Here is a 25,207-nt window from a genome sequence, read left to right on the forward strand (position 1 = left end):
ACTTTCCGGAGATGGCGGGTTGACGTAGGGCGAGCCGGGGCTGACTCGGGGTGCTTCCCGATACCAGGACTGGGCTCCGGTCTGGAAAACTGCTCGGCATGGGGATCCTCAGCAACGTCAAGCGCCGGGTGGCGACGCGCCTCCTCGCGCGTTCGACCCGCAACGGGATCGACCTGCGCAAGCTGAGGTTCCTGCCCGACTCGATCACCATGCCGCTCAAGCGCGACGGGCTCGACCCCCTGCCGGAGATGGCCCAGGTACGCGCCGAGGCGCCGGTGAAGAAGCTCGCCGAGATGTTCGGCAAGGGCATCTGGCTGGTCTCGGGGTACGACGAGGCGCGCACACTGCTCGCCAGCGGTGACGCGCTCTCCAACGACCTGGGGCAGTTCGTGTCACAGGAGGGTCGGGACCCCTCCGAGCAGATCGGTGGGCTCGGGATGACCGACCCGCCCCTGCACACCGCGCTGCGCCGCTACCTCACGCCCGAGTTCACCAAGCACCGCCTGGCCCGGCTCGAGCCGGCGATCGAGCGGATCGTCGACGCGCGCCTCGACGCGATGGCCGAGCTCGGTCCCGAGGTCGACCTCGTCGACCAGTTCGCGTTCCCGATCCCGTTCGAGGTCATCTGCGAGCTCCTCGACCTGCCCGTCGACGACCGCGCCCGCTTCCACAGCCTCGGCGCGGCCCGCTTCGACCTCTCCCAGGGCGGCGCCGGCGTCTTCGGGGCCGCCGCCCACACCCGGGAGTTCCTGATCAGCTCGGTCGCCAAGCAGCGGCTGGACCCCGGTGAGGGACTGATCGGCGCGCTGCTGCGCGACCACGGCGACGAGCTGGACGACGTCACTCTCGGTGGCCTCGCCGACGGGGTGTTCCTCGGTGGCTACGAGACCTCCGCGAGCATGCTCGCGCTGGGCACCTACCTGCTCGCCCAGCACCCCGAGGGGATGGCGGTCATGCGCACCGGCGACGACGCCGACGTCGACCGCATCGTCGAGGAGCTGCTGCGGCACCTGACCGTCGTACAGCTGGCGTTCGTGCGTTTCGCCCGCGACGACATGGAGATCGCCGGCCACCAGGTCAAGGCCGGCGACGTCCTGGGCATCTCGCTGCTGGGCGCCAACCGCGACCCGTCCTTCACGCCCGACCCCGACACGTTCGACCCGCTGCGCGCCCCTACGCGCCACCTGGCGTTCGGCCACGGCCTGCACCGCTGTGTCGGCGCCGAGCTCGCGCGGATGGAGCTGCGGATCGCCCTGCGCGGCCTGGCCCGGCGCTTCCCCGACCTGCGCGTGACCGACGTGGACGGACTGGAGTTCCGCAAGCTCTCCGCTGTGTACGGCGTCGAGGCGCTCCCGGTCCGGCTCTTCGACGACACGACCGCCGAGCTCCCGGTCTGAGGGGTCGGGCGCTACTTGCGTCCCGGCAGCAGCGCCAGCGCCAGACCCTTGAGGCTGGCGCCCAGGAAGTTGGCCTCGCTGAAGTGGTCGTCCCACAGCACGACCAGCCCGTCGCTCACCCGGAACGTCCCGCAGACCCAGAACTCCGTCTCGAACCGGCCGTAGCGCAGCACGTCGGTGCGGTCGGTCAGCACGATGTCCCCGTCCGCCGCGACGTGGTGCATGCGGGCCTCGAAGCCGACCCCCCGCTTCTCCATGTCGCGCAGCAGGCCGCCCACGCGGGACCGGCCGCGGACCGTGGGCAGCCCCGAGTTACGCCACTCGACGTCCTCGTGGAGCAGCGCGATGGCGGCGTCGGACTGGCCGTCGGCCAACAGGGACAGGAGGTCGCGGACGACCTGTGCGGATTCGGTCATGAGGCACGGTACCCAGGACCCGAGCAGGGCTAGCCTGTGATCCGTGGCGCAGAAGTTCTCCACCATCGACGAGTACGTCGGGTCGCTGGCGCCCGATTCCGGCGCGGCCGTGCAGCGGGTGCGGGATCTGGCGCACGAGGAGCTGCCCGGGCTGGGCGAGACCATCGCCTACAACATGCCGACCTTCGAGCGCGACGGACGGCCGGTGCTGCACGTGGGCGGGTGGAAGACGCACCTGGCGATCTACCCCGAGCCGAGCGCGCCGGCCGAGGACGCCGGGCTGGTGCTGGACCTGGCGCCGTACGCGTCGGGGAAGGGGACGCTGAGGTTCCCGCTGTCCAGGCCGCTGGACGAGCAGCTGCTCCGCCGGACCCTGCGCGCCCTGGGCGCGGCCGCGGCCACCGGCTGAGCCGGACGTCGCCTCGCGCGCCGGGGTTCACGCCGCGTTCACCGCCGTCTGCCAGGCTCGGCCCGTGCCGTCGCTCCCGAGCACCACACGCCGTACCGTCCTCGCCGGCGCCGCCGCCTCCCCGATCCTCTGGGTGCCCCCCGCGGCCGCCGCGCTCCGCCCGCAAGGCGTGCACCTCGCCTTCGGTGCCGACCCGCGGCACCAGATGGCGGTCTCCTGGTCGACGCCGTCATCGGTCCGTCGCCCCCGGCTCGAGGTGGGTCCCGACCGTGGCCTGGGCCAGCTGGTCGACGTCGAGTCACGCTCCTCCAAGGACGTGCGCACCGTCTACCACCACGCGCGGCTGGCCCACCTGGAGCCGGACACGACCTACCGCTACCGGGTCAGCCACGCGGGTTCGGCCCCCGCGGAGGGGACCTTCCGGACCGCGCCGGCCCGGCCGCGCGCGTTCCGGTTCGCGGCGTTCGGCGACATGGGGGTCAACGCCGCCGCGGCGGCGCACGTCGCGCTGATCCGCGAGCAGCAGCCCGACTTCTCCTTCGTGGTGGGTGACCTCTGCTACGCCGACTCCAGCGGCGGCACGGGCGCGGGTGGCGACGAGACCCAGGACTTCGCGCTGTGGGACCGGTGGCTGCGCCAGATCCAGCCGAGCGCCCGGAGTGCGCCGTGGATGACCACCGTGGGCAACCACGAGATGGAGGCCGGGAACGGCGAGCTCGGCTACGCCGGCTACCTCGACAGGTTCGCCCTCCCGCGCAACGGTGTCCACGGGTCCCCGGTGACCTACTCGTTCGTCTACGGCAACGTCGGCTTCGTCGCGCTCGACGGCAACGACGCGTCGTACGAGATCGCGCGCAACGCCGACTACCTCGGCGCCGCGCAGGACCGCTGGCTGGTGCGTCGGCTCGAGGCGATGCGTGCGCGGCCCGACCTCGACTTCATCGTCGTCGGCTTCCACAACTGCATGTACTGCACCAACCTGGTCCACGGCTCCGACGGCGGGCACCGCGACCGTTGGGAGGGGATCTTCGACCGGTTCGGGGTCGACCTCGTCGTCAACGGCCACAACCACTGCTACGAACGCACCCATCCCGTGCGTGGCGGGGAGGCGGTCGCCGAGGCGCCGCGCGGCGCGGTGGTCGACAGCGCCCGCGGTACGACGTATCTCACGGCCGGCGGGGCCGGCCAGGCCGTCTACCCCGTGGGTGGGCAGCCGCTGTCCTACGTGACCATCGAGGGCGGGGTGCGGGTGCCCGAGCCGACGACCTGGTCGTCGGTGACCTCCGCCCAGCACTCCATCGCGTTCCTCGACGTGACGCCGCGCGACCGGCACGGGGTGGCGCGGATGCGGCTGGTCGCGCGGGCGACCGACGGCACAGTGCTCGACCGGGTGACTCTCAGGCGCTGACCGCTCGGTAGCGTCAGCCGTATGACGGTGGTGGTGGTCGGCGGTGCCAACCTGGACCTCAAGGCCAGGACGACGGGGGTCGTCGTGCCCGGCACCAGCAACCCCGGGACCATCGCGACAAGCCCCGGCGGCGTGGGCCGCAACGTCGCCGAGAACCTCGCCCGGCTCGGCACGCCCACCGTGCTCGTGGCCGCCGTCGGCAGCGACCACTTCGGCGACGGCCTGCTCGACGCCACCGCGGCGGCCGGCGTCGACATCACGCACGTGCGGCAGGTGGCTGGCGCGACCGGCACCTACCTCGCGGTGCTCGACGCCTCCGGTGACCTGGCCGTCGGCGTCTCCGACATGGCCGCCACCGCCACGCTGGCGCCCGAGCACCTCGACCCCGCGCTGATCGGGGGCGCCGACCTGGTGGTCCTCGACGGCAACCTGCGCGCCGACACCCTCGCCGCCGCCTGGGCGCTCGCCGCGGCGGCCGGGGTGCGCGTGGTGATCGACCCCGTCAGCGTGCCCAAGGCCGCCCGCGTCGAGACGCTGCTCGGCGAGCGCCCCCTGTGGTGCATCACCCCCAACACCGGTGAGCTGGCCGCGCTCGGGGGCACCGTGGCCGACCTCCACCGCCGGGGCGTCGAGCTGGTCTGGGTACGCCGTGGCGCCGCGGGATCGCTGCTCAGCGGGCCGGACGGCGAGGTGCAGCTGGAGACGATCAGCGGCGAGGTCGTCGACGTGACCGGCGCCGGCGACGCGATGCTCGCGGCGTTCTGCCATGCCCTGCTGGGCGGAGCCTCCCCGGTCGAGGCGGCGGCGTACGGCCATGCCGCCGCCGCTCTCACCGTGGCCTCTGCCCAGACCGTGCGCCCCGACCTGACCGACGAGCTCGTGAGGAGCCGACTCTGATGCACCCCATGCTGGCCGTGACCGACGAGGTCGCCACCGCCCTGGCCGAGGGCCGTCCGGTGGTCGCGCTGGAGAGCACGATCATCAGCCACGGCATGCCCTACCCGCAGAACGTCGAGATGGCGGTCGAGGTCGAGGGCATCGTCCGCTCGCTCGGCGCGGTCCCCGCGACGATCGCCGTGCTCGGCGGCCGGCCGCGGATCGGCCTGTCGCCCGACGACCTCGAGCTGCTCGCGAGCCACCCCGACGTCACCAAGGTCAGCGTCCGCGACCTGCCCTACGTCGTCGCGCGCGGCGTCCACGGCGCGACCACCGTCGCCTCCACGATGCGCCTCGCGGCACTGGCCGGGATCCGGGTGTTCGTCACCGGCGGGCTGGGCGGCGTGCACCGGGGGGCCCAGACCTCCTTCGACGTCTCCGCCGACCTCACCGAGCTCGGGCAGACCGACGTCGCGGTCGTCTGCGCCGGCGTGAAGAGCATCCTCGACATCGGGCTGACCCTCGAGACCCTCGAGACGCTGGGCGTCCCGGTCGTCGGCTTCGGCTCCGACGAGTTCCCGTCGTTCTTCTCCCGATCCAGCGGTCACGCGGCACCGATGCGCGTCGACTCGGCCGCCGACGTCGCGGCGATGATGCGCGCCAAGTGGGACCTCGGGCTCGCGGGCGGCATCGTCGTGGCCAACCCGATCCCGGCCGAGGACGAGATCCCGGCCGACGAGATCGGCCTGATCATCGACCAGGCGCTGGCCGACCTCGACCGGCTCGGCATCCACGGCAAGGACGCCACGCCGTACCTCCTCGGCCGCATCGTCGAGCTCACCGACGGCGCCAGCCTGGTCGCCAACATCGCCCTCGTGCGTAACAACGCGCGACTCGGCGCGGCCATCGCGGGTGAGTTCGCCGGTGGGGTCCCCGCCAACTAGGGCAGGGTGGCCCCGTGCACTACGTCGGGATCGACCTCGCCTGGGGTGAACGCCAGCCCACTGGCGTCGCGGTCCTCGACGACGACGCGCGGTTGCTGGCCATCGCCGCGGTGCGCACCGACGACGAGATCGCGGCCGTGCTGGCGCCGTACGTCAGCAGCGAGTGCCTGGTCGCGATCGACGCACCGCTGGTGGTCACTAACGCCACCGGCTCGCGAGTGGCCGAGCAGGCGCTGAGCAAGGACTTCCGGCGTTTCGAGGCCGGCGCGCACCCGTCCAACACCGGCAAGCCGGAGTTCGCCGGCGGGGAGACCCGCGGCGCGCGCGTCTGCCAGCTGCTGGGGCTCGACATGAACCCCCGCTCCGGGCGGGCGCGGCGCGCGATCGAGGTCTACCCGCACCCCGCCACCGTGGTGCTGTTCGGGCTGCCGCGCACCCTGAAGTACAAGGACAAGAAGGGCCGCGACCTCGAGCTCCTGCGCGGCGAGCTGCTCGCGCTGATGGGTCACGTCGAGGGTCTCGTCGAGACCGATGACCAGTGGCTGACGCTGCGGGTCGCCGTCGAGACCGCGACCCGCAAGAGCGAGCTGCGCGTCGTCGAGGACCAGGTCGACGCCGTCGTGTGCGCCTACGTCGCGCTGTTCCGCGAGCGCTGGCCCGACCGGACCACGACGTACGGCGACTTCGAGCACGGCTACATCGTCACCCCGTCGCTGCCTGACGCACGCGCCGCGGTCCAGGAGTACGCCGCCCACCGGCCGATGCTGGTCGAGGCCGGCCAGCAGTTCGTGGCGCTGGTGACCGCGATCCTCGACGAGGCCGGCATCAACTACCTGAGCGTCACCGGGCGCACCAAGTCCGTCGAGTCGTTCGCCGAGAAGGCCGCGCGCACGGTCGACGGGCGCCCGGTCTTCACCGACCCGCTGCGCGAGATCACCGACCAGATCGGCGTCCGCGTCATCACCTACGTGCACAGCGACGTGTCCGCGGTGGCCGACCTGCTCAGCGACCAGGTGGTCGTCAAGGAGGACCGCGACCTGGGGCGCGAGACCGCCAGCGAGGGCCGCTTCGGCTACGCCAGCCGGCACCTGCTGATCGAGCTGGACGCGGCCCGCGAGAGCGAGCGCGACTACGCCGCGTTGCGCGGCCGGACGGCGACCGTCCAGGTACGCACCGTGCTCCAGCACGCGTGGGCGGAGTTCGAGCACGACATCCGCTACAAGGGCGACGTCCCCGACGAGCACGCCCGCGACCTCGACCGCCGCTTCACGCTGGCCGCCGGGCTGCTCGAGCTCGCCGACCAGGAGTTCTCCACCATCCGCGAGCGACTCCGTTCGAGCGGCTCCGGGGGGCCCGCGGTCCGGCACGACAGTGTGGTCGACGACCCGCGCATCGACCCGCGCGAGCTCGCGGCCTTCCTCGCCGGGCAGTACGACGACGCGGGCTGGTCGCGCACCGACCACTACGCCTGGATCTCCGGGCTGCTGCTCGAGCTCGGCATCACCTCCCTCGTCGAGCTCGGCGACGTGCTGCGCGAGACGCCGGCCGACCTCAACGAGCGGATGGACTACCGCTACCCCCCGGGCGCCGTACGCCGCCTCGACGACGCCCTGCTCTCCGCCTTCGCCGAGCGCTACGTCGACCTGCACGGCAACGCGCACCGTCGCGACGGCCTCCTCGCGCGGCTGGCCAAGCTGCGCGACTAGGTCTGCTCGCCCGGGAAGCGCGTCCCCAGCTCGTCGAAGAACGCGTCGGCCAGGCTGCGGAACCCCGCCGCGTCGAGCGTGATCGGGTCGCCCTCGGCCAGGCCGAGCACGGAGCGGTCGGCGGCGTACCTGATCGACCTCTCGCCGGTCAGCACGCCGTCGTGGTCGCGGATGGAGCCGCAGAGCAGCCGGACCTCGTTGAGCGGGTTGCCGTCCTTGCCCTCCTCGCCGCGGCTGCGGTGCAGCGCGTAGGTGTCGAGCGCGAGCACCAGCTGGCGCAGGTAGCCGGGCTCGAAGGCCGTCCGCTCGGCCTCCGACAGCGGCAGCGCGTCGTAGGCGTCGAGGTGGCTGCGTACGGTGGCCCGGCTGGCGGCGACATAGGCGGCGGGGTAGGAGCTCTGGCTCAGCATCACGGTGTCCTCTCCGGTGGATGGGTACATCCTCCTGACGCGCCCGCCCGTCGGAGTGTGACGCGTTGACAGAACTCGCCATTTGTCTCACTCTCGACACATGACTGCGACCACGTCCCACGCTCCGGTGTACCTGCCCGGCGGTCCGGACACCTGGGCCGACCCGTGGCCGGCCTATGCCGCCCTGCGCGACCACGACCCGGTGCACCACGTCGTCCCGCAGGGACATCCCGAGCGCGACTACTACGTGCTGTCGCGGCACGCCGACGTCATGGCGGCGGCCGTCGACACGGCGACGTGGAGCAGTGCGCAGGGACTGTCGGTGGAGTACGGCGAGCTGGAGCGGATCGGGCTGGTCGACAACCCGCCGCTGGTGATGCAGGACCCGCCCGTGCACACCGAGTTCCGGCGGCTGGTCTCGCGCGGCTTCACGCCCCGGCAGGTCGCGACCGTCGAGCCCGCGGTGCGCGCGTTCGTGCGCCAACGGCTGGCCCGGCTGGTCGCTGCCGGCGAGGGCGACATCGTGGCCGAGCTCTTCAAGCCGCTGCCGAGCATGGTGGTGGCGTTCTACCTCGGCGTGCCCGACGCCGACCGCGGCCGCTTCGACGCCTGGACCGACGCCATCGTCGCGGCGGGCTCGACCGGTGCGGGCGGGGCGGGGCTCGGTGGGGTGGACGCGGTGGCCGAGATGCTCGGCTACTTCGCCGAGCTCGTCGAACGGCGCCGCCGCGAGCCCGGCGACGACACCGTCTCGCACCTGGTCGCCGCCGGCGTCGGTGACAACGACCGCGGCCTGCTCTCGATCCTGGCCTACGTGTTCACGATGGTCACCGGAGGCAACGACACCACGACCGGGATGCTCGGCGGCGCGGTCCAACTGCTGCACGAGCGGCCCGACCAGCGCGCCGCGCTGGTGGAGGACCCCACGACGATCGGGCCCGCGGTCGAGGAGCTGCTGCGCCTCACCTCGCCGGTCCAGGGCCTGGCCCGCACCGCCACCCGCGACGTCGAGCTGCACGGCGTGACCGTCCCGGCCGGCCGCAAGGCACTGCTCCTGTACGGCGCCGCCAACCGCGACCCGCGTCGCTACGGCGCCGACGCCGACGAGCTCGACGTACGGCGGAACCCGGGGCAGATCCTGACGTTCAGCCAGGGCTCGCATTTCTGTCTCGGCGCCAACGCGGCGCGGATGCAGGCCCGGGTGGCGCTCGAGGAGCTGCTGGCGGCCTGCCCGGACTTCACGGTGGACCTGGCCGGCGTCACCTGGGCACCGGGCCCCTACGTGCGGCGGCCCGCCTCGGTGCCGTTCCGGGTGCGCGCATGACCGGCTGGATCGGCGACGAGCGGGCCCAGCTCGCCGCCGAGAAGATCCTCGACGCGGCCGCCGGGCTCTTCGTCGAGCGTGGCGTGGGCGGCGTCGGGATGGGCGAGATCGCCGCGGCCGCGGGTTGCTCGCGCGCGACGCTCTACCGCTACTTCGCCGACCGCGGCCAGCTCCACATGGCGTTCGTGCACCGCGAGGCGGTCCGGGTCGGCCAGCAGGTCGCCGCCGAGGTCCACGCCGCCGGCACCACCGACCCGGCCGAGGCGGTGACGCTCGCCGTGCTGGGCGCCGTACGACGGGTGCGTGAGACGCCGGCGCTGGCCGCGTGGTTCCGCCAGGACGACGCCGCGACCTCGTCGTCGGTCGCGCAGTCGTCGGCGGTGATCGAGGCGCTGGGCCTCTCGATGGTGCCCGACCCGCTGGCCGCGCGCTGGCTGGTGCGCGTCGTGCTGTCCCTGCTCACCGTCCCCGGGCGCGACGACCCCGAGGAGCGGGTGATGGTGGAGCGGTTCGTGGCTCCCGCGGTGGTGGCCTACGCGACCCGCGTGACCCGGTAGCGCACGAACGACGGGACGGCGATCGCCGCGGCCACCGTCAGCACCACGACGAGCACGCCGCCACCCGCCGCGGCGGCGGCGGTGCCGACCATGACGGCACTCGCGCCGTGGGCCACGTCGGCGATCCTCGGGCCGCCGGCGACGACCACGATGAAGATCCCCTGGAGGCGACCACGGACCTCGTCGGACGCGGAGGCCTGGAGCATGCTCATCCGGAACGCCGCCGAGGCCATGTCGGCGGCCCCGCCCACGACCAGCATCGCGACGGCGAGCGCGAGCATCGTCGTACGCCACTGGTCGGCCAGCGCGACCGCGACGCCGAAACCGGCCATCGCCGCGCCCCACACGAGGATGCACACGACCACGGCCAGGCCCTGGCGCGAGACCCGGGACACCCAGCCGCTGAAGATGCCGCCGAGCACCGCACCCGCCGGGATCGCCGCGAAGAGCGCCGCGAAGACCAGCCCGCCCTCCTCCGGCCCCAGGAAGCTCTCGTGCGCGATCTCGGGGAACAGTGCCCGCGGCATACCGAAGACCATCGCGATGATGTCGACGAGGAAGGACATCATCAGCACCGGGTGCCCGCGCAGGTAGGTCAGCCCCTCGATCACCGACCGCAGCCCCGGCGTGCCCCGCATGGCGCCCTCGACCGGCAGGGCCGGGAGCCGGACCACGGCCGACAGCGTGGCCAGCAGCGTGAACGTGTCGATCAGGTAGAGCCACTCGAAGCCGAGCACCGGGATCAGCGCGCCGGCCACCAGCGGACCCGCGATCGCACCGGCCTGCATGACGGTCATGTTCAGGGAGTTGGCGGCCGGCAGCAGCTCGGTGCTGACCAGCTTGGGGATCACCGCGCTGCGGGTCGGCTGGTTGACCGCGAAGAACGCCTGCTGCACCGAGAACAGCCCCAGCAGCAGCCACACGTTGTGGTTGCCGAGCATGGCCTGCAGCCAGAACAGCCCGCTCGTGCCGATCAGCCCCACGGTCGTGACGACCAGCATCGTGCGCCGGTCGAAGACGTCGGCGAGCGCACCGCCCCACAGCCCGAAGACCACCAGCGGGACCAGGCCGAACAGCCCCGTCAGCCCGACGTACGCCGAGGAGCCGGTGTCGGCGTAGATCTGCGCCGGCACCGCCACGACCGTGAGCTGGGCACCGACCACGGTGATGATGTTGGCCAGCCAGAGTCGCCGGAAGTGCGGGTTGCGCAGCGGCCTCGTGTCGGCCACCAACCCCCGGATCTGCACTCGGAGAACCTACGTCGCGAGGAGTCGCCTTGGTCCTCCGGCTTGACTGGTGGCATGACGAGGCCACAGCCGATCGCGCCACAGCCCGGCCAGGAGTCGGTCTGGGACTACCCCCGCCCGCCCCGCCTGGAGACCAGCACCGAGCTCGTCGAGGTCGTGCTCGGCGGCGTCGTCGTGGCTCGCACGCAGCAGTCGTGGCGGGTGCTCGAGACCAGCCACCCGCCGACCTACTACCTGCCCCGCGAGGCGTTCGAGCCCGGCGTGCTGCGGGACGCGGCCGGCTCCACGTGGTGCGAGTGGAAGGGGCAGGCGGCGTACTTCGACCTGGTCGCCGCCGGCGTCGTCGCGCCCTCGGCCGCCTGGACCTACCCCGCGCCCACCACGGGTTTCGAGACGATCGCAGGCGCCGTCGCCGTGATGCCCGGTGCGGTCGACCGCTGCACCGTCGACGGCGAGGTCGTCGAGCCGCAGCCCGGTGGCTTCTACGGCGGCTGGATCACCAGCAAGGTGGTCGGACCCTTCAAGGGGACGCCGGGCACGCGCGGCTGGTAGGCCTCAGCAGCTACCGGACTCGGGGTCGCCCTGCAGCCGGTCGGCGAGGAAGTCGCACCACTGGCCCGACGACGGTCCACCGTTGACAGGGCCGTCGGACTCACCGGGGTGCTTGACCCAGAGCGTGCCGTCCAGGGCGCCCTTGAACACCAGCCGGGGCCGCGCGCCGAGCCGGGCCCACGTCGGGTTGATGACGTCGCCGGCGACCGGGTCGGCGGCACCGTTGCGGGAGGTGTCGATGACGTACTTGACGCTCCGCACGTTGAGCTTGCGGAGCTGGCGCAGCAACAGGGCGGCGTAGGCCTGCTCGGAGCCCGTCCGCCGGAAGTTCGAGACATTGGTGCTGAAGCCGCGGGCGTAGCCGATGCCGGCCTTCTTGAGCAGCAGCGCCCGCCCGTCGTACGGCGTCCAGCCCGAGTGGCCGGCGTCGAGGTAGACCCAGGCGCCGGCCCGCGCCAGGGTGCGCGTCGCGTAGCGGAGCAGGGAGAGCCGACCGGTGGAGTTCGCACACTCGCTGTGGCCGTAGAAGGGGATCGCGTCGGGCTCGAGGATGACCATCGACTTGCTGCCCTTGATGCCCTTCGCCAGCTGCGCGATCCAGGTCTTGTAGGCGCGCGCGCCGGGCAGCCCGCCGGAGGAGTACTGGCCGCAGTCGCGGTCCGGGATCGAGTAGACGACCAGCATCGGCGTCTTGCGCGCCAGGGCGGCCCGCCTGACGTACTCGCGGGCGACGGCCTGGACCTTCTTGGTGGGGTAGTACTCGTTGGAGAACCACAGGGCCTGCGGCTTCTTCGCGATCGCGGCGTAGGCCGGCCCCTGCTGGGCGGCCGGCATCTTGTTGTCCACGAACAGGCCGCGGGTGCGCCGTACGTCGACCCCTCGTTGGTGCGTCGTGCCTGCGGCCGCCGCGTCGGCGCGGCCGCCGCCGCCGCCGCCGCCGCCGGCGCCGGCACCGGCACCCGCACCGGCCACGGGCCCGCCCAGGGTCAGCAGGCCGGCGACGAGCGCGAGAAGGACGGTGCGTACCGGAAGGGGGGAGGCCACCGGTCCAGGGTAGGGCCCGGTCGCGAGGGCGATGCGGGAAAGGAAGTTCTGCCAAGGTTGTCGTATTACGCGCAGCCCCTTCGTAGCGAGGGTGTGAGGCAGCCGCGAGGGCAGCCCGACCAAGGAGGATCACCATGACCGAGTACCTGCTGGCCGTGAACGGCAACCTCGACGAGGACGCGGCCGACACCCGCACGATGGAGGACTACCAGCCGGTCTTCGAGGCCGTCGCCCAGTTCAACCAGAATCTCAGGGCCGAGGGCGCCTGGGTCTTCGCCGGCGGCCTGCTCCCCGTCGAGACCACCACCACGGTCGACAACACCGGGAGCGCCCCGGTCGTGACCGACGGGCCGTTCGTCGAGAGCAAGGAGTACCTCGGCGGCTTCTGGGTGATCGAGGCCCCCGACCTCGACGCGGCGCTGGAGTGGGCCAAGGAGGGCTCCCAGGCGTGCGGCGGCCGGGTCGAGGTGCGCCCCTTCCAGGGCGAGGCCGACGACGCCGCCCAGCGCGCCGGAACCGCCGCGACCGCCGACATCGCCGGCTGAGCGACGGTCAAGGACCCTTGAGCGACGCAGTCGCGCACGCCGCGATCGAACGGATCTTCCGCGAGGAGTACGGCCGGGTGGTCGCCTCCCTGGTCCGCCGCTTCGGTGACATCGACGTCGCCGAGGAGGCCGCCGGTGAGGCGCTCCTGGTCGCCCTCGAGCGGTGGCCGGTCGACGGCACGCCACCCAACCCGGGCGGCTGGCTGACGACGACCGCCGCCCGCAAGGGCATCGACCGGATCCGGCGCGAGCAGCAGCGCGACGCCAAGCACCAGGCCTCGCTGATGCTGAACTCAAACTTCTGGGGCGACGACACGCCCCACGAGCCCACGGGCGTCGTGGACGACGACCGGCTCCGGCTGGTCTTCACCTGCTGCCACCCCGCCCTCGCCCCCGAGGCGCGGGTGGCCCTGACCCTGCGGCTCCTCGGCGGCCTCACCGTCGCCGAGATCGCGCAGGCGTTCCTCGTGCCGGAGACCACGATGGCCCAGCGGATCACCCGCGCGAAGGCCAAGATCAAGGCCGCCAACATCCCCTACCGGGTGCCCGACGAGGCCGACCTCCAGGAGCGCGTCGCCGCGGTGATGGCGGTGATCTACCTCGTCTTCAACGAGGGCTACCTGTCCAGCTCCGCCGAGCACTCCGTGCGCGAGGAGCTCACCGCCGAGGCGATCCGGCTGGGCCGGGTGCTGCGCTCGCTGCTGCCCGACGTACCGGAGGTCGCCGGTCTGCTGGCCCTCATGCTGCTCACCGAGTCGCGCCGGACGTCGCGCTTCGCCGACGGTGAGCTGGTGCCGCTGCCCGACCAGGACCGCGGCGGCTGGGACCGCGCGCTGATCGCGGAGGGGCACGCCCTCGTGCGGGAGTGCCTCGCGATCGGCCGGGCAGGGCACTACCAGCTGCTCGCCGCCATCAACGCCGTCCACACCGACGCCCCCACCCTGGCCGCCACCGACTGGGAACAGGTCGCGGCGCTCTACGACCAGCTGTACGCCGTGACGCCGAGCCCGATCGTGGCCCTCAACCGCGCGGTCGCGATCGCCGAGCTCGACGGGCCCGAGGTCGCGCTGGCCGAGGTCGACCGGCTCCCCGAGCTCCAGCCCGGCCTCACGTCGTACCACGCCTGGCACGTGACCCGGGCCGAGCTGCTGCGCCGGCTCGGGCGCAGCGCCGAGGCCCGCGCGGCGTACGACGCGGCGATCGCGGCGACCGACAACGCGGCGGAGCGGGCCTACCTCACCAGGCGCCGCAACCAGCTCGCCGGCTGACACCACCGTCGTGGCAGGCTGAGCGGGTGACTCTCATGCCGCTCGCCCTGCCCGCCGCCGCCGACGCCCTCGCCTGGGTCGAGGCCCGAGCCACCGACGGGATGGCCAGCGCGCGCGCGCTCGTGCAGCGGCTGCGCGAGACCCCGCCGACCGACGCGCTCGACGCCCTCGGCCAGTGGGACGAGGTCAGCCTCCAGCTCAGCAACGTGGCGGCGATGGGCTCGCTGCTCAGCAACGTCCACCCGCTCGAGGACGTGCGCGACGCCGCCGAGAAGGCCGAGCAGGACGTCATGAAGCTGATCACCGAGCTCAGCCTCGACCGCGGTCTGTACGACGTGTTCTCCGCGCTCGACCCGGCGGGGCCCGACGAGCAGGCGACCCGGCTGCTGGACAAGGTGCTCGAGGACTTCCGGCGCGCCGGTGTCGACCGCGACGACGAGACCCGGGCGCGGATCACCGCGATCAACGAGCGGGGCACCGAGCTCGACCAGGAGTTCTCCAAGGTGGTGCGCGATGACGTACGCAGCATCCGGGTCACCCCCGACCGGCTGGACGGGCTGCCCGGTGACTGGCTCGAGGCCCACCCGGCCGACGACGACGGCCTGGTCACGGTGACCACCGACTACCCCGACGTCGTACCGACCCGGATGTTCGCCCACGACGCGCAGGTGCGCCGCGACATCACGATGGCGTTCCTCAACCGGGGCTGGCCGGCCAGCGACGCCCTCCTCAAGGAGATGTTCGCGCTGCGCCACGAGCTGGCCGAGCTGGTCGGCTACGACGACTGGGCGTCGTACGACGCCGGCGTGAAGATGATCAAGACCGGGCCGGCGATCCCCGAGTTCATCGACAAGATCGCCGCGGCGGCCGAGCAGCCGATGCAGCGCGACCTGGCCACCCTGCTGGAGCGCTTCCGCCAGGACCACCCCGACGCGACCTCGATCACCGGCGCCGACGCGACCTACTACGAGGAGCTGGTCCGCAAGGAGCAGCTCGAGGTCGACGCGCAGGAGGTGCGCACCTACTTCGATTTCACCAAGGTGCGCCAGGGCCTGCTCGACGTGACCGGGCGGCTCTTCGGGCTGCGCTACGAGCCGGCCCCCGACGCCGTGCTGTGGGCCGACGACGTCACGGCCTACGACGTCTTCGACCTGGAAGGTGACGAGTCGTTCGGCCGGATCTACCTCGACCTGCACCCGCGCGAGGGCAAGTTCAAGCACGCGGCGCAGTTCACGCTGACCGAGGGGGTGAGTGGCCGCCAGCTCTCCGAGGGCGTCCTGGTCTGCAACTTCGCGCGGGGGCTGATGGAGCACGACCACGTGGTGACGCTCTTCCACGAGTTCGGCCACCTGGTGCACCACGTGCTCGGGGGCCGCGGCCGGTGGACCCGCTTCGCCGGGGTGTCGACCGAGTGGGACTTCGTCGAGGCCCCGAGCCAGATGCTCGAGGAGTGGGCGTGGGACGCCGACGTGCTGGCCACCTTCGCCACCAACGCGGCCGGCGAGCCGATCCCGGCCGACCTGGTGGCGCGGATGCGTCGCGGCGACGACTTCGGCAAGGGCTACCTCGCGCGCCAGCAGATGTTCTACGCGTCGATGTCCTACTGGTTCCACACCGACCGTCCCGACGACCTGACCGCGCGCACCCGCGAGCTCCAGGCCAGGTACTCGCCGTTCCCCTACATCGAGGGCACCCACATGTTCGCCAGCTTCGGTCACCTCGGTGGCTACAGCTCGGCCTACTACACCTACGCGTGGTCGCTGGTGATCGCCAAGGACCTCTTCAGCGCCTTCGACCCCGCCGACCTGTTCGACGCCACGACCGCCCGGCGCTACCGCGACCGGGTGCTGACGCCGGGCGGCAGCAAGGACGCCGCCGACCTGGTCGAGGACTTCCTCGGGCGGCCCTACACGTTCGACTCCTACGCCGCCTGGCTGGCCGACTGACCCACCGGCCGACTGACCCACGGCCGGCCGGCGTGCCGGCAGCGAGAGAGGCCCCCACTTGTGTGGGGGCCTTCTTTTGCGTACGATCACGATATATCGCGAACAGTCACCGACAGTCACGCGGACGTCGAGTCGACCGCGATGGACGAAAGGACGTGCGTGATGGGAAACCCGCGACGCAACCGAGGCCCCCAGGGGCCCTTCCAGGCCTGGGCCGACGGCCCCGACAGCATCTGGCAGCAGCACCGCGGCCGCGGTCCCGGCGGGCCGGTCGGCCCCGAGGGTCACCGCGGAGGCTGGTCCGGCGGAGGCTGGGGCGGCCGCTCGAGTCACCAGGGCCCGCCGCCCTGGCTGGCCGGCCTGTTCGGCATGGGCCAGCCCGACCAGCGCCGCGGCCCGCGAGTACGCCGCGGCGACGTGCGCACCGCGATCCTCGACGTGCTGCGCGAGGCCGGCATGGCCGAGGAGCCGGTCAACGGCTACCAGGTCATCCAGCAGATCGAGGACAAGAGCGGGGGCGTCTGGCGCCCCAGCCCCGGCTCGGTCTACCCGACCATCCAGCAGCTCGAGGACGAGGGTCTCGTCGAGGCCGACGACGAGCGCGGCCGCCGCACCCTCCGGCTCACGGCGCAGGGTGCGACGTACGCGGAGGAGAACGCCGCCGAGCTGGCCGCGGTGTGGGCCCCGTTCGAGCGCGAAGGCGCCGCCGACGAGGGGTCTAGCCCGGGCTACGACCTGAAGGCCGAGATCGGCCAGGTCATGGGCGGGGTGTGGCAGATTGTCAGCTCCGGATCCGAGCAGCAGCGGCGCGCGGCCGTCGACGTACTGGTCGAGACGCGGCGCAAGCTCTACGGGATCCTGGCCGACGGCGCGGACCCGGAGGTCGACGAGTCCTGAATTTTGGTGGTCCAGTCCAGGGCATCGTTTCGCTTCCTCTGGGGATGCCCTGCGCTTACCGTTCTATGTGTCGCAGGTCATGGGGATGACGCTGGGGGGCGTTTGATCTCGGTCGACACAGGGGGAGCACCGCATGACCACCAGACGAACGCGCCTAGGGATGATCGGCACGGCCATCGCCGCACTGATCGCACCACTCACCGTCGCGGTGCTGGCGACGCCGGCAGAGGCCGCGGTCGACCGCCGTGCCCACCACCTCGAGACCTACCGCCTCGAGAAGACGATCGAGCTCGAGGGCGGCGAGGAAGCCTGGACGTACCTGGGCTGCCGCGCCGGCGACATCGCCGTGGACGGGATGTGGCGCGTCGACAACGTTGACGACCCGAACCCCCAGCTCGGCATGTTCGGCGACGAGCGCGACGTGCTCGCGCTGGCGTCGTACGGCGACACCGACGCGCGCTACTGGCTCTTCCGCTTCCTCAACGGCGCCGACGGCCGGGCGCAGCTCAAGATCTTCGTGGTCTGCCTCGAGGGGCAGACCGTGACCCAGTGGGGTCACTCCCACAACCTGGTTCTCGACCCCAGGCAGAGCGGCACCCTGTCCGATGTGGGCGTTGGCGCGATGGACTACGGCTGGGTCGACAGGTGCGGCACCGACCAGATCCTGGTGGCGCCGGGCTTCAGCATCAACGACGGCACGGCGCGCAGCTACGGAAGCTGGCCGGAGCCCAACTATCGGGGCTGGCACTGGGGCTTCGTCAGCCACCACGCGACCACTGACATCAACCTCTACGCCCGCTGCCTGGACGTGAAGACCGGTAGCACCCTGGGCCACCGCCACAACATCCTGTCCTACTTCACCCATGGCTCGGCCGGCTCTTTCCTTAACCTGCCGGTCACTGACCGCACCGAGCGTCAGCTCACCTGTGACACCCACTACTGGGGCGCGGTGGGTGCCTGGTGGGTCAGCGACCCGCACCACGTCTGGCACCTGGGATCGGACCCGCGGCCGGTTACCCGTGCGCATTCCTTCTGGAACGACGGCGGCGGCGGTCACGGGAGCTACCTGACCCTGCGCTGCCTCGGCAAGCGCACGTCACACGGCTTCAGCTAGCCGCTGGCCAACGACGAAAGGCCCGCTGGCCCGTCACCCGAGAGGGGGGCGGGCCAGTGGTCCGTTCTCGTCTACCCTCGTCCCGTGACCGACCCCTCCTTCGAGCTCGGACCCGACCACGTCGAGCTGCGCGACTGGCTCCACACGTTCGCTGCCGACGTCATCCGGCCGGCGGCCCACGAGTGGGACGAGCGTGAGGAGTTCCCCTGGCCGATCGTCGAGGAGGCGGCCAAGGCCGGCATCTACTCCCTCGACTTCTTCGCCACGCAGAGCTTCGACGAGACGGGCCTCGGGATCCCGGTCGCGATGGAGGAGCTGTTCTGGGGTGACGCCGGGATCGGCCTCGCGATCGTCGGTACGGCGCTCGCGGCCGCCGGCGTCCGGGCCAACGGCACCGACGAGCAGGTCGGCGAGTGGGTGCCGCAGATGTTCGGCGAGCCCGGTGACCTCAAGCTCGGGGCGTTCTGCTCCTCGGAGCCCGACGCCGGCAGCGACGTCGGCGCGATGCGCACCCGCGCCCGCTACGACCAGGCCACCGACGAGTGGGTCCTCACCGGCACCAAGACCTGGGCCACCAACGGCGGGCTCGCCGACGTCCACGTGGTGACGGCCGTGGTCGACCCGGACCTGCGCACCCGCGGCCAGGCCTCCTTCGTGGTGCCCCCGGGCAGCAAGGGACTGAGCCAGGGCCAGAAGTTCGCGAAGCACGGCATCCGCGCCTCCCACACCGCCGAGGTGGTCCTCGACGACGTGCGGGTCCCGGGCCGGTGCCTGCTCGGCGGCAAGGAGAAGCTCGACGCCCGGCTGGCCAAGGCGCGCGATGGCGCCAGGTCGTCGGGCAACGCGTCCATGGCGACGTTCGAGCGCACCCGCCCCGCGGTGGGCGCGCAGGCGATCGGCATCGCCCGGGCGGCGTACGAGGTGGCGCTGGACTACGCCAAGACGCGCGAGCAGTTCGGCAAGCCGATCATCGAGAACCAGGCGATCGCCTTCATGCTCGCCGACATGGCGACCTCGATCGAGGCGTCGCGGCTGCTGGTGTGGCGGGCGGCGTGGATGGCGCGGCAGGGCAAGCGGTTCGACAAGGCCGAGGGCTCGATGTCCAAGCTCTTCGCCGGCGAGACCGCGGTGCGGGTCACCGAGAAGGCGATGCAGATCCTCGGCGGCAACGGCTTCACCCGGGAGTACCCCGTCGAGCGGATGGCGCGCGACGCCAAGATCTACACGATCTTCGAGGGGACCTCGGAGATCCAGCGCCTGGTCATCGCGCGGACGGTCTCGGGCGCCCCGATCAGGTAGTCAGCAGGTCGGCGAGAACGCCTTCTTGGCAAGAGGGCGGCTGTTCTTGGCCTGCCGGCCGGTCTCGAGCGTCCAGGACCGTACCCAGTCGACCGAGAACTGGCTCCCGTTGTGCTCGGTGGCGTCCTCCAGCCCGACCATGCTCACCCGCGGGGTCAGCGTCCTGCCCGAGAGCGCTCCCTTGCTCTTCACCGTGGCGAACGCCTTGCCGTCGAAGAACCAGGTGATGTGGTCCGTGGCCACCTCCACCGCGAAGTTGTGCAGGCCGCTATAGGCCGGGGTCGACGGGTTGGTGTAGCTCCACTCCGCGTTGGCCTTCGCCGACCGAACCCCCACGGAGTAGGACTTCTCGCCGAGCTGCATGTCGGCGACCCGGATGGCCTCGGGGGAGCACGCCCCCGGGCCGGTGCCCTCGGGGACCAGCTCCACCCGCATCCGGAAGTCGCGTCCGTCCTGCTCGCGTACGTTCTGCCAGATCCGGAACTCCCAGCGGCCGTACTTCTGGGCGTTGCCGGTCAGTGCGGCGGAGGTGGTGCCCCGGTCGCCCGGTCCCTTGTTGATGAGCTTGCTCTGGAAGGCGAGCGCGCCGTTGAAGGTCACCACGCGTCCGCTGCCGCTGGACGACTCCAGCCACCGGCCCTTCAGGGCGGTTCCCTTGGTGGGCGGCGACGACAGCGACTGCCCGTACTCCCAGGCGAAGTCGTAGACGGGGCGGTACCAGCCGTACTGGCTGCTGGCGTCCGTGGCGCCGGTCGAGTCGGTCACCGGGGGTGTCGTCGTCCGGCCGAAAGCTGGCCCGGCCCACGAGTCGGCCGGCTCCCGGGGGAACTCGGGGAACTCCGGGAACTCGGGGAAGAGGTTGAACTCCACGTAGGTCGGCCAGGAGGCGGTCCACCCGATGCGGTTGCCGTTCGTGGAGACGTCCTCGGCGCGGGCCCGGAGGACCTGCTCGCCCGACAGCGCTCCCGTGAGGGTGAAGCTCGCGAACCCGCCGGAGTCGGCCTTGGCCGTGTCGATGGTCTCCCACTGGCTGCCGTTGACCCGCTGCTGGAGGTTGATCACCCGGCCGGGAAAGGGGGGAGGCTCCAGCTTGCGGTCGGGGTAGAGGTCCGCCGCGGAGTCCACCTCCACCGTGAACGGCGCCAGGGGCAGGACGGTGACGAACTGGTTCGTCTGGTCCTCCCCGTTGACCGACAGCGTCACGGCCTGCGGCTTGGCGTAGAAGAGGTACGGCTTGGTCGCCATGCCGCCGCCCACCACGCGGTAGCTGATGTTGAACATGGCCGGGGCCGGGAAGCGGAACTTGAACGCGCCGGAGGCCGTGGTGGTGCGGCTGCTCTTCTTGACGTCGGTCCACTTGTCGCCGGGACGGTTCATGTGGAACTGGAGGTGGATCCCGCGCTTCCCGGGCTTGGGGAGGGCGCCCTTGAAGGTGACCGCCTGGCCGGCCACGTGAAGCGCGGGCGAGACGGTGAGCGACCCCACGCCCGCAGCGCGGCTCGGTGTCGCGGCGCTGGTCGGCGCGACCGACCCGGTGACCGCGGTGGCGCCCGGGGTCACGATCGCGGCGGCCGCCAGCGCGGACAGGGTGACAGCGGAGGTGAGGGCTGCGGCCCGAAGACGCAGGAGCATGGGCGTTCCGTCTGAGGGAAGGGGTCGTCGTACGCCGAGTCGGCGCACTCCGCAAATGTAGGTCGCGTTCTGTCGTGGCAACCATCAAACGCCGGATCCCCGCTCGGCGCAGCACCCCCCGGGGTATCCACCCGGTCGCTAGGTTCGCATCATGCGCAGCCGGTTCGAGGGCCAGATCGCCGGCGTGGGCAGCACCAGTGGCACCCGGATCGTCGTGGGGAACTGGCGCTCGACCCCGCTCGGACCCTTCTCCGACGCGATGGTCGAGCTCGCCGACGGCCACCGGGTGCTGCTCGCCGACCACGCCGAGGCGGCCGACTTCATCGCCGCGACCTACACCTTCGACGAGATCCGGGTCGAGCCGGTGGTCGTGAGCGTCGCCGGCGGCACGTGGCGCCTGCGGTCGACGTCGCTGGACCTCGACCTCACCGTCGGGCGCCGCACCTCGCTCGGCTGGGCGCTGCGCGCCGTGCCCGGCCCGGTCGCCTCGGCGCCGTGGTGGTGCTCGGTCACCGACGCGGTCGCGCGTCGGCTGCTGACCGGGGTCCGCACGAAGGGGACGGCGGGCAACGGGCGGCGGGAGTGGTACGGCGCCACCGACAGCCGGCGGGTCGTGGCGATGACCGGCTCGTTCGAGGGGCAGGACCTCGGCGCGCTCGCACCGGTCGACCCGCCCGCGACGTTCGGCTTCTCGTCGACCCCGAAGCGACCCTGCGTGACGACCGTGGTCACGACCGTCGAGGCGCCATCACAGGGATAGTAGGTCCCGCCATCTACCCGAATCGGCCCAGACCGGGTCGATAGCGGGTCCTACTACCCGGCCGCGAGTGCCGGACGCACGACCTCACTGACCAGCCGCACGCTCTCCCAGGACGGCTCCGCGGGGAGGCCGCCGCACATCGGGTGGCTGGTGACCAGCCGGATCTCCCGGCTGCGGCAGCGCTCGACGAGGTCGTCGGGTGACAGCACGACGTACACGCCGGCGGCCCGCATCTCCGCCACGGTCGTGGAGTCGTCCTGCACGTAGGACCTCTGCTCGCTGCCGCGCCAGGCCGCGTAGCTGGTGGCGTCGGCGAGCAGGTGGTGTCCGTACTTTCCCCAGAAGGCGTCCGGGTCCTCGGCGCAGAAGACGTTGGCGGGCCCCTTCGGTGAGCGCAGGATGACGCCCGGCTCCCGGCCGTGGGCCCGGCACTCCTCCTCGTACGCCGCATGCAGCTCCGGGTCGCCGTGCTGGGGCGCGAAGTGGAGACCGAGACGGCCCGCGCGCCGTGCCGCGGCCGGCGAGCCGCCGCCGTAGAAGAGCATCGGGTGCGGCTGGGAGTACGGCGTGGGCGTGACGCGCACTCGTCGGCCGTCGAGCTCGAAGGGCTCGCCGGTCCAGGCCTGTTGCAGCACCTGGATCACCCGCTCGATGTCGGCGCCGCGCGTCGACCAGGGGCGGCCGAAGTGGTCGTACTCCTCGCGCCGGTAGCCCAGGCCGATCGTGTAGCTGACCCGCCCACCGGAGAGGTGGTCGAGCACCGCGATCTCCTCGGCCAGCCGGATCGGGTCGTAGAAGTTGGCGAGCAGCGCCGACACCGTGATCGGGACCCTCGAGGTGACCGCGGCGAAGGCGGAGGCGACCGGGATCGGGCTGGGCAGGTAGCCGTCCTCGGCCGCGTGGTGCTCGGACAGCATCAGGGCGTCCTCGCCGTGCTCGTCGAGGTAGGCCGCCTGCTCCACCGCCCGCCCGAACAGCTCGCGGCGGGTGGCCGGGTCGGCGCCGGGCGCGCGGAAGTCGTAGCGGGTGACGAAGTGGGCCATGCCCGCCAGCCTCGCAGAGAACTGGAACAGGTTCTAGTGCGCGGCCCTAGGTCTCGGAGCCGGTCCGGACGGCGCGGTTGAGCCAGGTGGAGGCCACCTTCATGCCGACCTTCTCGTAGAGGCCGAGCGCACCGGTGCGGGTGTCGGTCGACAGCGCGGACCGGGCCGCACCGTGCGCGCGGGCAGCGGCGAACGCGTCGGCGAGCAGGACCTGGGCCAGTCCGCGCCCGCGCTGGTCGGCGCGGGTGGCGACCTGGTCGACATACCCCTCGGTGGTGCCGTTGCCCTTGAAGAGCACGATGTAGGCGATGGCGACGACCTGACCGTCGGGGTCGGTGACGACGCGGAGGTTCCAGGGCTGGAAGCCGGGTCGCAGCACCACCCGGGCGCGCCAGTCCTCGAAGCTCTGCCGCTCGCGCTCCGACCACTCGAGGAAAGCGTCCTCGGTGACCGTCCAGACGTCCCGGTAGTCGTCGTCGGTGGCCTCGCGCACGGCGTACCCCTCGGGCAGCGGTCGCTCCGCGATGGTGGCGCCCTCGGGCAGCTCGAGCACCCAGCTGGTCCAGCGGACGTGGTACCCGAGGGACTCCAGCAGCCGGTCGCCCGGCGAGCCCTCGGGCACGGGCATGCCGACGATCGGCTTGCCCTGCTCGCGGGCCAGCCCCTGCATCCACTGGGCCAGGGCGGTGCCGATGCAACGGCCCCGGTGGTCCGGGTGCACGGCGGCGTCGCCGCGGTCGCCCCCCGTGATCTCGGCGTACCCGACCATCGTGTCGTCGGCGAACACCCCGACCGAGCTCTGCGTGACGTCGTACGACGGCCGCTGCCAGTCGGCGACGATGTCGGCCTCCTCGATCACGACCTCGCCGACGTCGTGGAGCTCCTGCGCGGCCATCACCGCCGTGACCGCAGCGGCGTCGGTGACGGCGAGCGCCCTCTGGGTGTAGCCCTCGGGCAGAGAAAGTGGTGCAGGCATGCCCCGATTCAACCGCCGACGCCGGTCTGCTCTCACCGGGTCAACGAGCGCGCCGTGGACTGACGGAGTCAGTCCACGGTCAGCTGGCGTTCTGGATGGCGGACACGTCGAACTCGAGCTTGATCTTGTCGGAGACGAGGACGCCGCCGGTCTCGAGGGCGGCGTTCCAGGTGAGGTCCCAGTCCTTGCGCTGGACGGTGACCGCACCCTCGAAGCCGACGCGCAGGTTGCCGAAGGGGTCGCGGGCCGAGCCGGTCTCCTCGAACACGATCGTGACCGGCTTGGTGGTGGACTTGATGGTGAGGTCGCCGGTGATGGACCAGTCGGAGCCGTCGCGGGTCACGTCGGTGGACGTGAAGGTGATCTCGGGGAACGTCTCGGCGTCGAAGAAGTCGGGGGAGACGAGGTGGCCGTCGCGGTCGGGGCTACCGGTGCTGACGCTGGCGGTCTTGATGGCCAGGTCGACCTTGGAGGCGGCGGGGGTGGCGGTGTCGATCCGGGCGGTGCCGGAGAACTCGCTGAACTGGCCGCGGACCTTGGTGACCATCGCGTGGCGCGCGACGAAGCCGAGGCGGGAGTGGCTGGGGTCGATGGTGTAGTCGCCGGCGATGTCGGTGACGGCGGTGGTGCTCGGGTCGAAGTCGATGCTCATGGAATCTCCTGGTGATTGATGGTTGAAGCGTCAATCACTACAAACGGACGCGAGTCCGCTTACATTCCCGGAGCGGTCGAAAATCTGTCAGGCCGCGTGCGTGACGTCGACCTGCGGCGGTGCGGCCTGGGCTGCGGAGATCCAGCAGGACTCCATGCGCGTGCGACCGGACGGGTCGACGACCGGGATCCAGCGCATCACCAGCTGCTGGCCGGACACCTGAGAGTCGTACATGGGACACCTCCTGTTCATCTTATGTTCACCGAGAGTAACACATCCCCACTTGAACAGATAGTCCGAGCGCGCGGATATGGCAGATCGCCCCACCACGGGCTCGCTGGAGGCGTCAGACGGCGACGGTTCCTCCACTTTTCCCACCAGTCACATCCCACCAGCGCGCGGGAGCGCGCTAGAGAGGGGTCGAAGTGGGGTGAAGCGGACGGTCCTGCCCGATATCGGGCAGGAACTTGCGTTTCGGCGTCGCCAGGGGACACGCTTTGCGGCGTGGGAACCGATCCTGAGCTCGTCGAGCTCGTCGAGCGCGTCGTGGCGAGCACGGGGCTCACCCCCGGCGAGGCCGCCCGGCTGGTCGAGGACGTGCTGGCGTTCCACGCCGAGCCGGTCGAGGACTACGTACGGCGCCGGCACGCCGAGCTCAAGACCTACGGCGCCCACAACCCCGAGATCTTCCAACGCATCAGCGGAGAGCTGGCCGACCGGGTGGTCGCCGCGCCCCGCCTCACCGAGCGGCAGCTACGCCGCCTCGTCTACGGATAGGACAACCC

General features: G+C 71.9%; 26 protein-coding genes. 17 read left to right on the top strand and 9 right to left on the bottom strand.

Annotated features, from left to right (window positions below):
- Positions 1–98 precede the first annotated feature (98 nt).
- Positions 99–1,397 carry a cytochrome P450 gene (locus tag BLR90_RS11220; protein ID WP_091025307.1) on the top strand — a complete coding sequence of 433 codons (1,299 nt, stop codon included), beginning with the start codon at positions 99–101 and terminating at the stop codon, positions 1,395–1,397.
- An 11-nt stretch (positions 1,398–1,408) separates the two neighbouring features.
- Here the strand turns inward: BLR90_RS11220 and BLR90_RS11225 are convergent, their stop codons facing one another.
- A complete protein-coding gene (locus BLR90_RS11225) occupies positions 1,409–1,813 on the bottom strand; it encodes a limonene-1,2-epoxide hydrolase family protein (RefSeq protein ID WP_091025308.1) in 405 nt (134 codons plus the stop codon).
- A 43-nt stretch (positions 1,814–1,856) separates the two neighbouring features.
- On the opposite strand from BLR90_RS11225, the gene BLR90_RS11230 reads away from it, so the two are divergent.
- From BLR90_RS11230 to BLR90_RS11250, 5 genes are all read left to right on the top strand, one after another.
- Positions 1,857–2,222 (top strand): iron chaperone, encoded by a 366-nt coding sequence (locus BLR90_RS11230; RefSeq protein ID WP_091025309.1) that lies wholly within the window; start codon positions 1,857–1,859, stop codon positions 2,220–2,222.
- A gap of 64 nt (positions 2,223–2,286) precedes the next feature.
- On the top strand, positions 2,287–3,630 hold the full coding sequence (locus BLR90_RS11235; protein ID WP_091025310.1) for a purple acid phosphatase family protein: 1,344 nt from the start codon (positions 2,287–2,289) through the stop codon (positions 3,628–3,630).
- Positions 3,631–3,651: 21 nt separating this feature from the next.
- Positions 3,652–4,527, top strand: a complete 876-nt coding sequence (locus BLR90_RS11240; RefSeq protein WP_091025311.1) for a carbohydrate kinase family protein — start codon at positions 3,652–3,654, stop codon at positions 4,525–4,527.
- Entirely contained in the window at positions 4,527–5,450 is a 924-nt protein-coding gene (locus BLR90_RS11245; RefSeq protein WP_091025312.1) for a pseudouridine-5'-phosphate glycosidase, read from the top strand. Before BLR90_RS11240 ends, BLR90_RS11245 begins: the two co-directional genes overlap by 1 nt.
- A gap of 14 nt (positions 5,451–5,464) precedes the next feature.
- Positions 5,465–7,156 carry a DUF429 domain-containing protein gene (locus BLR90_RS11250; RefSeq protein WP_091025313.1) on the top strand — a complete coding sequence of 564 codons (1,692 nt, stop codon included), beginning with the start codon at positions 5,465–5,467 and terminating at the stop codon, positions 7,154–7,156.
- Here BLR90_RS11250 and BLR90_RS11255 read toward each other — a convergent pair.
- Complete coding sequence (locus BLR90_RS11255) at positions 7,153–7,566, bottom strand: hypothetical protein (RefSeq protein WP_143016191.1); 414 nt, start codon at positions 7,564–7,566, stop codon at positions 7,153–7,155. The genes BLR90_RS11250 and BLR90_RS11255 overlap by 4 nt on opposite strands.
- Before the next feature lie 100 nt (positions 7,567–7,666).
- Here BLR90_RS11255 and BLR90_RS11260 point away from each other — a divergent pair, with 100 nt between their 5' ends.
- Together BLR90_RS11260 and BLR90_RS11265 are read left to right on the top strand one after the other, a co-directional pair.
- On the top strand, positions 7,667–8,890 hold the full coding sequence (locus tag BLR90_RS11260; protein ID WP_091025315.1) for a cytochrome P450: 1,224 nt from the start codon (positions 7,667–7,669) through the stop codon (positions 8,888–8,890).
- Positions 8,887–9,447 (top strand): TetR/AcrR family transcriptional regulator, encoded by a 561-nt coding sequence (locus BLR90_RS11265; protein ID WP_091025316.1) that lies wholly within the window; start codon positions 8,887–8,889, stop codon positions 9,445–9,447. Before BLR90_RS11260 ends, BLR90_RS11265 begins: the two co-directional genes overlap by 4 nt.
- Here BLR90_RS11265 and BLR90_RS11270 read toward each other — a convergent pair.
- Positions 9,423–10,694, bottom strand: coding sequence for an MFS transporter (locus BLR90_RS11270; RefSeq protein WP_218029450.1), 1,272 nt, complete (start codon positions 10,692–10,694; stop codon positions 9,423–9,425). The genes BLR90_RS11265 and BLR90_RS11270 overlap by 25 nt on opposite strands.
- 54 nt (positions 10,695–10,748) lie before the next feature.
- Between BLR90_RS11270 and BLR90_RS11275 the strand changes: the two genes are divergently transcribed.
- A complete protein-coding gene (locus tag BLR90_RS11275; RefSeq protein WP_091025317.1) occupies positions 10,749–11,246 on the top strand; it encodes a DUF427 domain-containing protein in 498 nt (165 codons plus the stop codon).
- Between the two features lie 3 nt (positions 11,247–11,249).
- Here BLR90_RS11275 and BLR90_RS11280 read toward each other — a convergent pair whose 3' ends face one another.
- Positions 11,250–12,290 carry a glycoside hydrolase family 6 protein gene (locus BLR90_RS11280; RefSeq protein ID WP_091025318.1) on the bottom strand — a complete coding sequence of 347 codons (1,041 nt, stop codon included), beginning with the start codon at positions 12,288–12,290 and terminating at the stop codon, positions 11,250–11,252.
- A gap of 134 nt (positions 12,291–12,424) precedes the next feature.
- Here BLR90_RS11280 and BLR90_RS11285 point away from each other — a divergent pair, with 134 nt between their 5' ends.
- The 6 genes from BLR90_RS11285 (at position 12,425) to BLR90_RS11310 (ending at position 19,359) form a co-directional block, all read left to right on the top strand.
- A complete protein-coding gene (locus tag BLR90_RS11285) occupies positions 12,425–12,835 on the top strand; it encodes a YciI family protein (protein WP_091025319.1) in 411 nt (136 codons plus the stop codon).
- A 17-nt stretch (positions 12,836–12,852) separates the two neighbouring features.
- Positions 12,853–14,103, top strand: a complete 1,251-nt coding sequence (locus BLR90_RS11290) for an RNA polymerase sigma factor (RefSeq protein WP_091025320.1) — start codon at positions 12,853–12,855, stop codon at positions 14,101–14,103.
- A gap of 35 nt (positions 14,104–14,138) precedes the next feature.
- On the top strand, positions 14,139–16,049 hold the full coding sequence (locus BLR90_RS11295; RefSeq protein WP_218029453.1) for a M3 family metallopeptidase: 1,911 nt from the start codon (positions 14,139–14,141) through the stop codon (positions 16,047–16,049).
- A gap of 162 nt (positions 16,050–16,211) precedes the next feature.
- A complete protein-coding gene (locus BLR90_RS11300; protein WP_091025321.1) occupies positions 16,212–16,946 on the top strand; it encodes a PadR family transcriptional regulator in 735 nt (244 codons plus the stop codon).
- A gap of 133 nt (positions 16,947–17,079) precedes the next feature.
- The gene (locus BLR90_RS11305; protein ID WP_143016193.1) at positions 17,080–18,060 is read left to right on the top strand and encodes a hypothetical protein; all 981 of its coding nucleotides are present in this window, start codon (positions 17,080–17,082) and stop codon (positions 18,058–18,060) included.
- An 84-nt stretch (positions 18,061–18,144) separates the two neighbouring features.
- Positions 18,145–19,359 carry an acyl-CoA dehydrogenase family protein gene (locus BLR90_RS11310; protein ID WP_091025323.1) on the top strand — a complete coding sequence of 405 codons (1,215 nt, stop codon included), beginning with the start codon at positions 18,145–18,147 and terminating at the stop codon, positions 19,357–19,359.
- Here the strand turns inward: BLR90_RS11310 and BLR90_RS11315 are convergent, their stop codons facing one another.
- Positions 19,360–20,991 (bottom strand): LamG domain-containing protein, encoded by a 1,632-nt coding sequence (locus BLR90_RS11315; protein WP_091025324.1) that lies wholly within the window; start codon positions 20,989–20,991, stop codon positions 19,360–19,362.
- Positions 20,992–21,142: 151 nt separating this feature from the next.
- Between BLR90_RS11315 and BLR90_RS11320 the strand changes: the two genes are divergently transcribed.
- Positions 21,143–21,751: a hypothetical protein gene (locus BLR90_RS11320; RefSeq protein ID WP_174812382.1), complete on the top strand. Its 609-nt coding sequence runs from the start codon at positions 21,143–21,145 to the stop codon at positions 21,749–21,751.
- Between the two features lie 53 nt (positions 21,752–21,804).
- Here the strand turns inward: BLR90_RS11320 and BLR90_RS11325 are convergent, their stop codons facing one another.
- From BLR90_RS11325 to BLR90_RS21020, 4 genes are all read right to left on the bottom strand, one after another.
- Positions 21,805–22,794 carry an LLM class flavin-dependent oxidoreductase gene (locus BLR90_RS11325; protein WP_091025326.1) on the bottom strand — a complete coding sequence of 330 codons (990 nt, stop codon included), beginning with the start codon at positions 22,792–22,794 and terminating at the stop codon, positions 21,805–21,807.
- A 46-nt stretch (positions 22,795–22,840) separates the two neighbouring features.
- Positions 22,841–23,770, bottom strand: a complete 930-nt coding sequence (locus tag BLR90_RS11330; RefSeq protein ID WP_091025327.1) for a GNAT family N-acetyltransferase — start codon at positions 23,768–23,770, stop codon at positions 22,841–22,843.
- 79 nt (positions 23,771–23,849) lie between these two features.
- Complete coding sequence (locus BLR90_RS11335) at positions 23,850–24,422, bottom strand: YceI family protein (protein WP_091025328.1); 573 nt, start codon at positions 24,420–24,422, stop codon at positions 23,850–23,852.
- A gap of 87 nt (positions 24,423–24,509) precedes the next feature.
- Positions 24,510–24,656: a hypothetical protein gene (locus BLR90_RS21020; protein WP_170254368.1), complete on the bottom strand. Its 147-nt coding sequence runs from the start codon at positions 24,654–24,656 to the stop codon at positions 24,510–24,512.
- Between the two features lie 270 nt (positions 24,657–24,926).
- On the opposite strand from BLR90_RS21020, the gene BLR90_RS11340 reads away from it, so the two are divergent.
- Positions 24,927–25,199 (top strand): hypothetical protein, encoded by a 273-nt coding sequence (locus tag BLR90_RS11340; protein WP_091025329.1) that lies wholly within the window; start codon positions 24,927–24,929, stop codon positions 25,197–25,199.
- The last annotated feature ends 8 nt before the right edge of the window (positions 25,200–25,207 follow it).

Source organism: Nocardioides szechwanensis, from assembly GCF_900103935.1.
In the GTDB taxonomy this organism is placed as follows: Bacteria; Actinomycetota; Actinomycetes; order Propionibacteriales; family Nocardioidaceae; genus Nocardioides; species Nocardioides szechwanensis.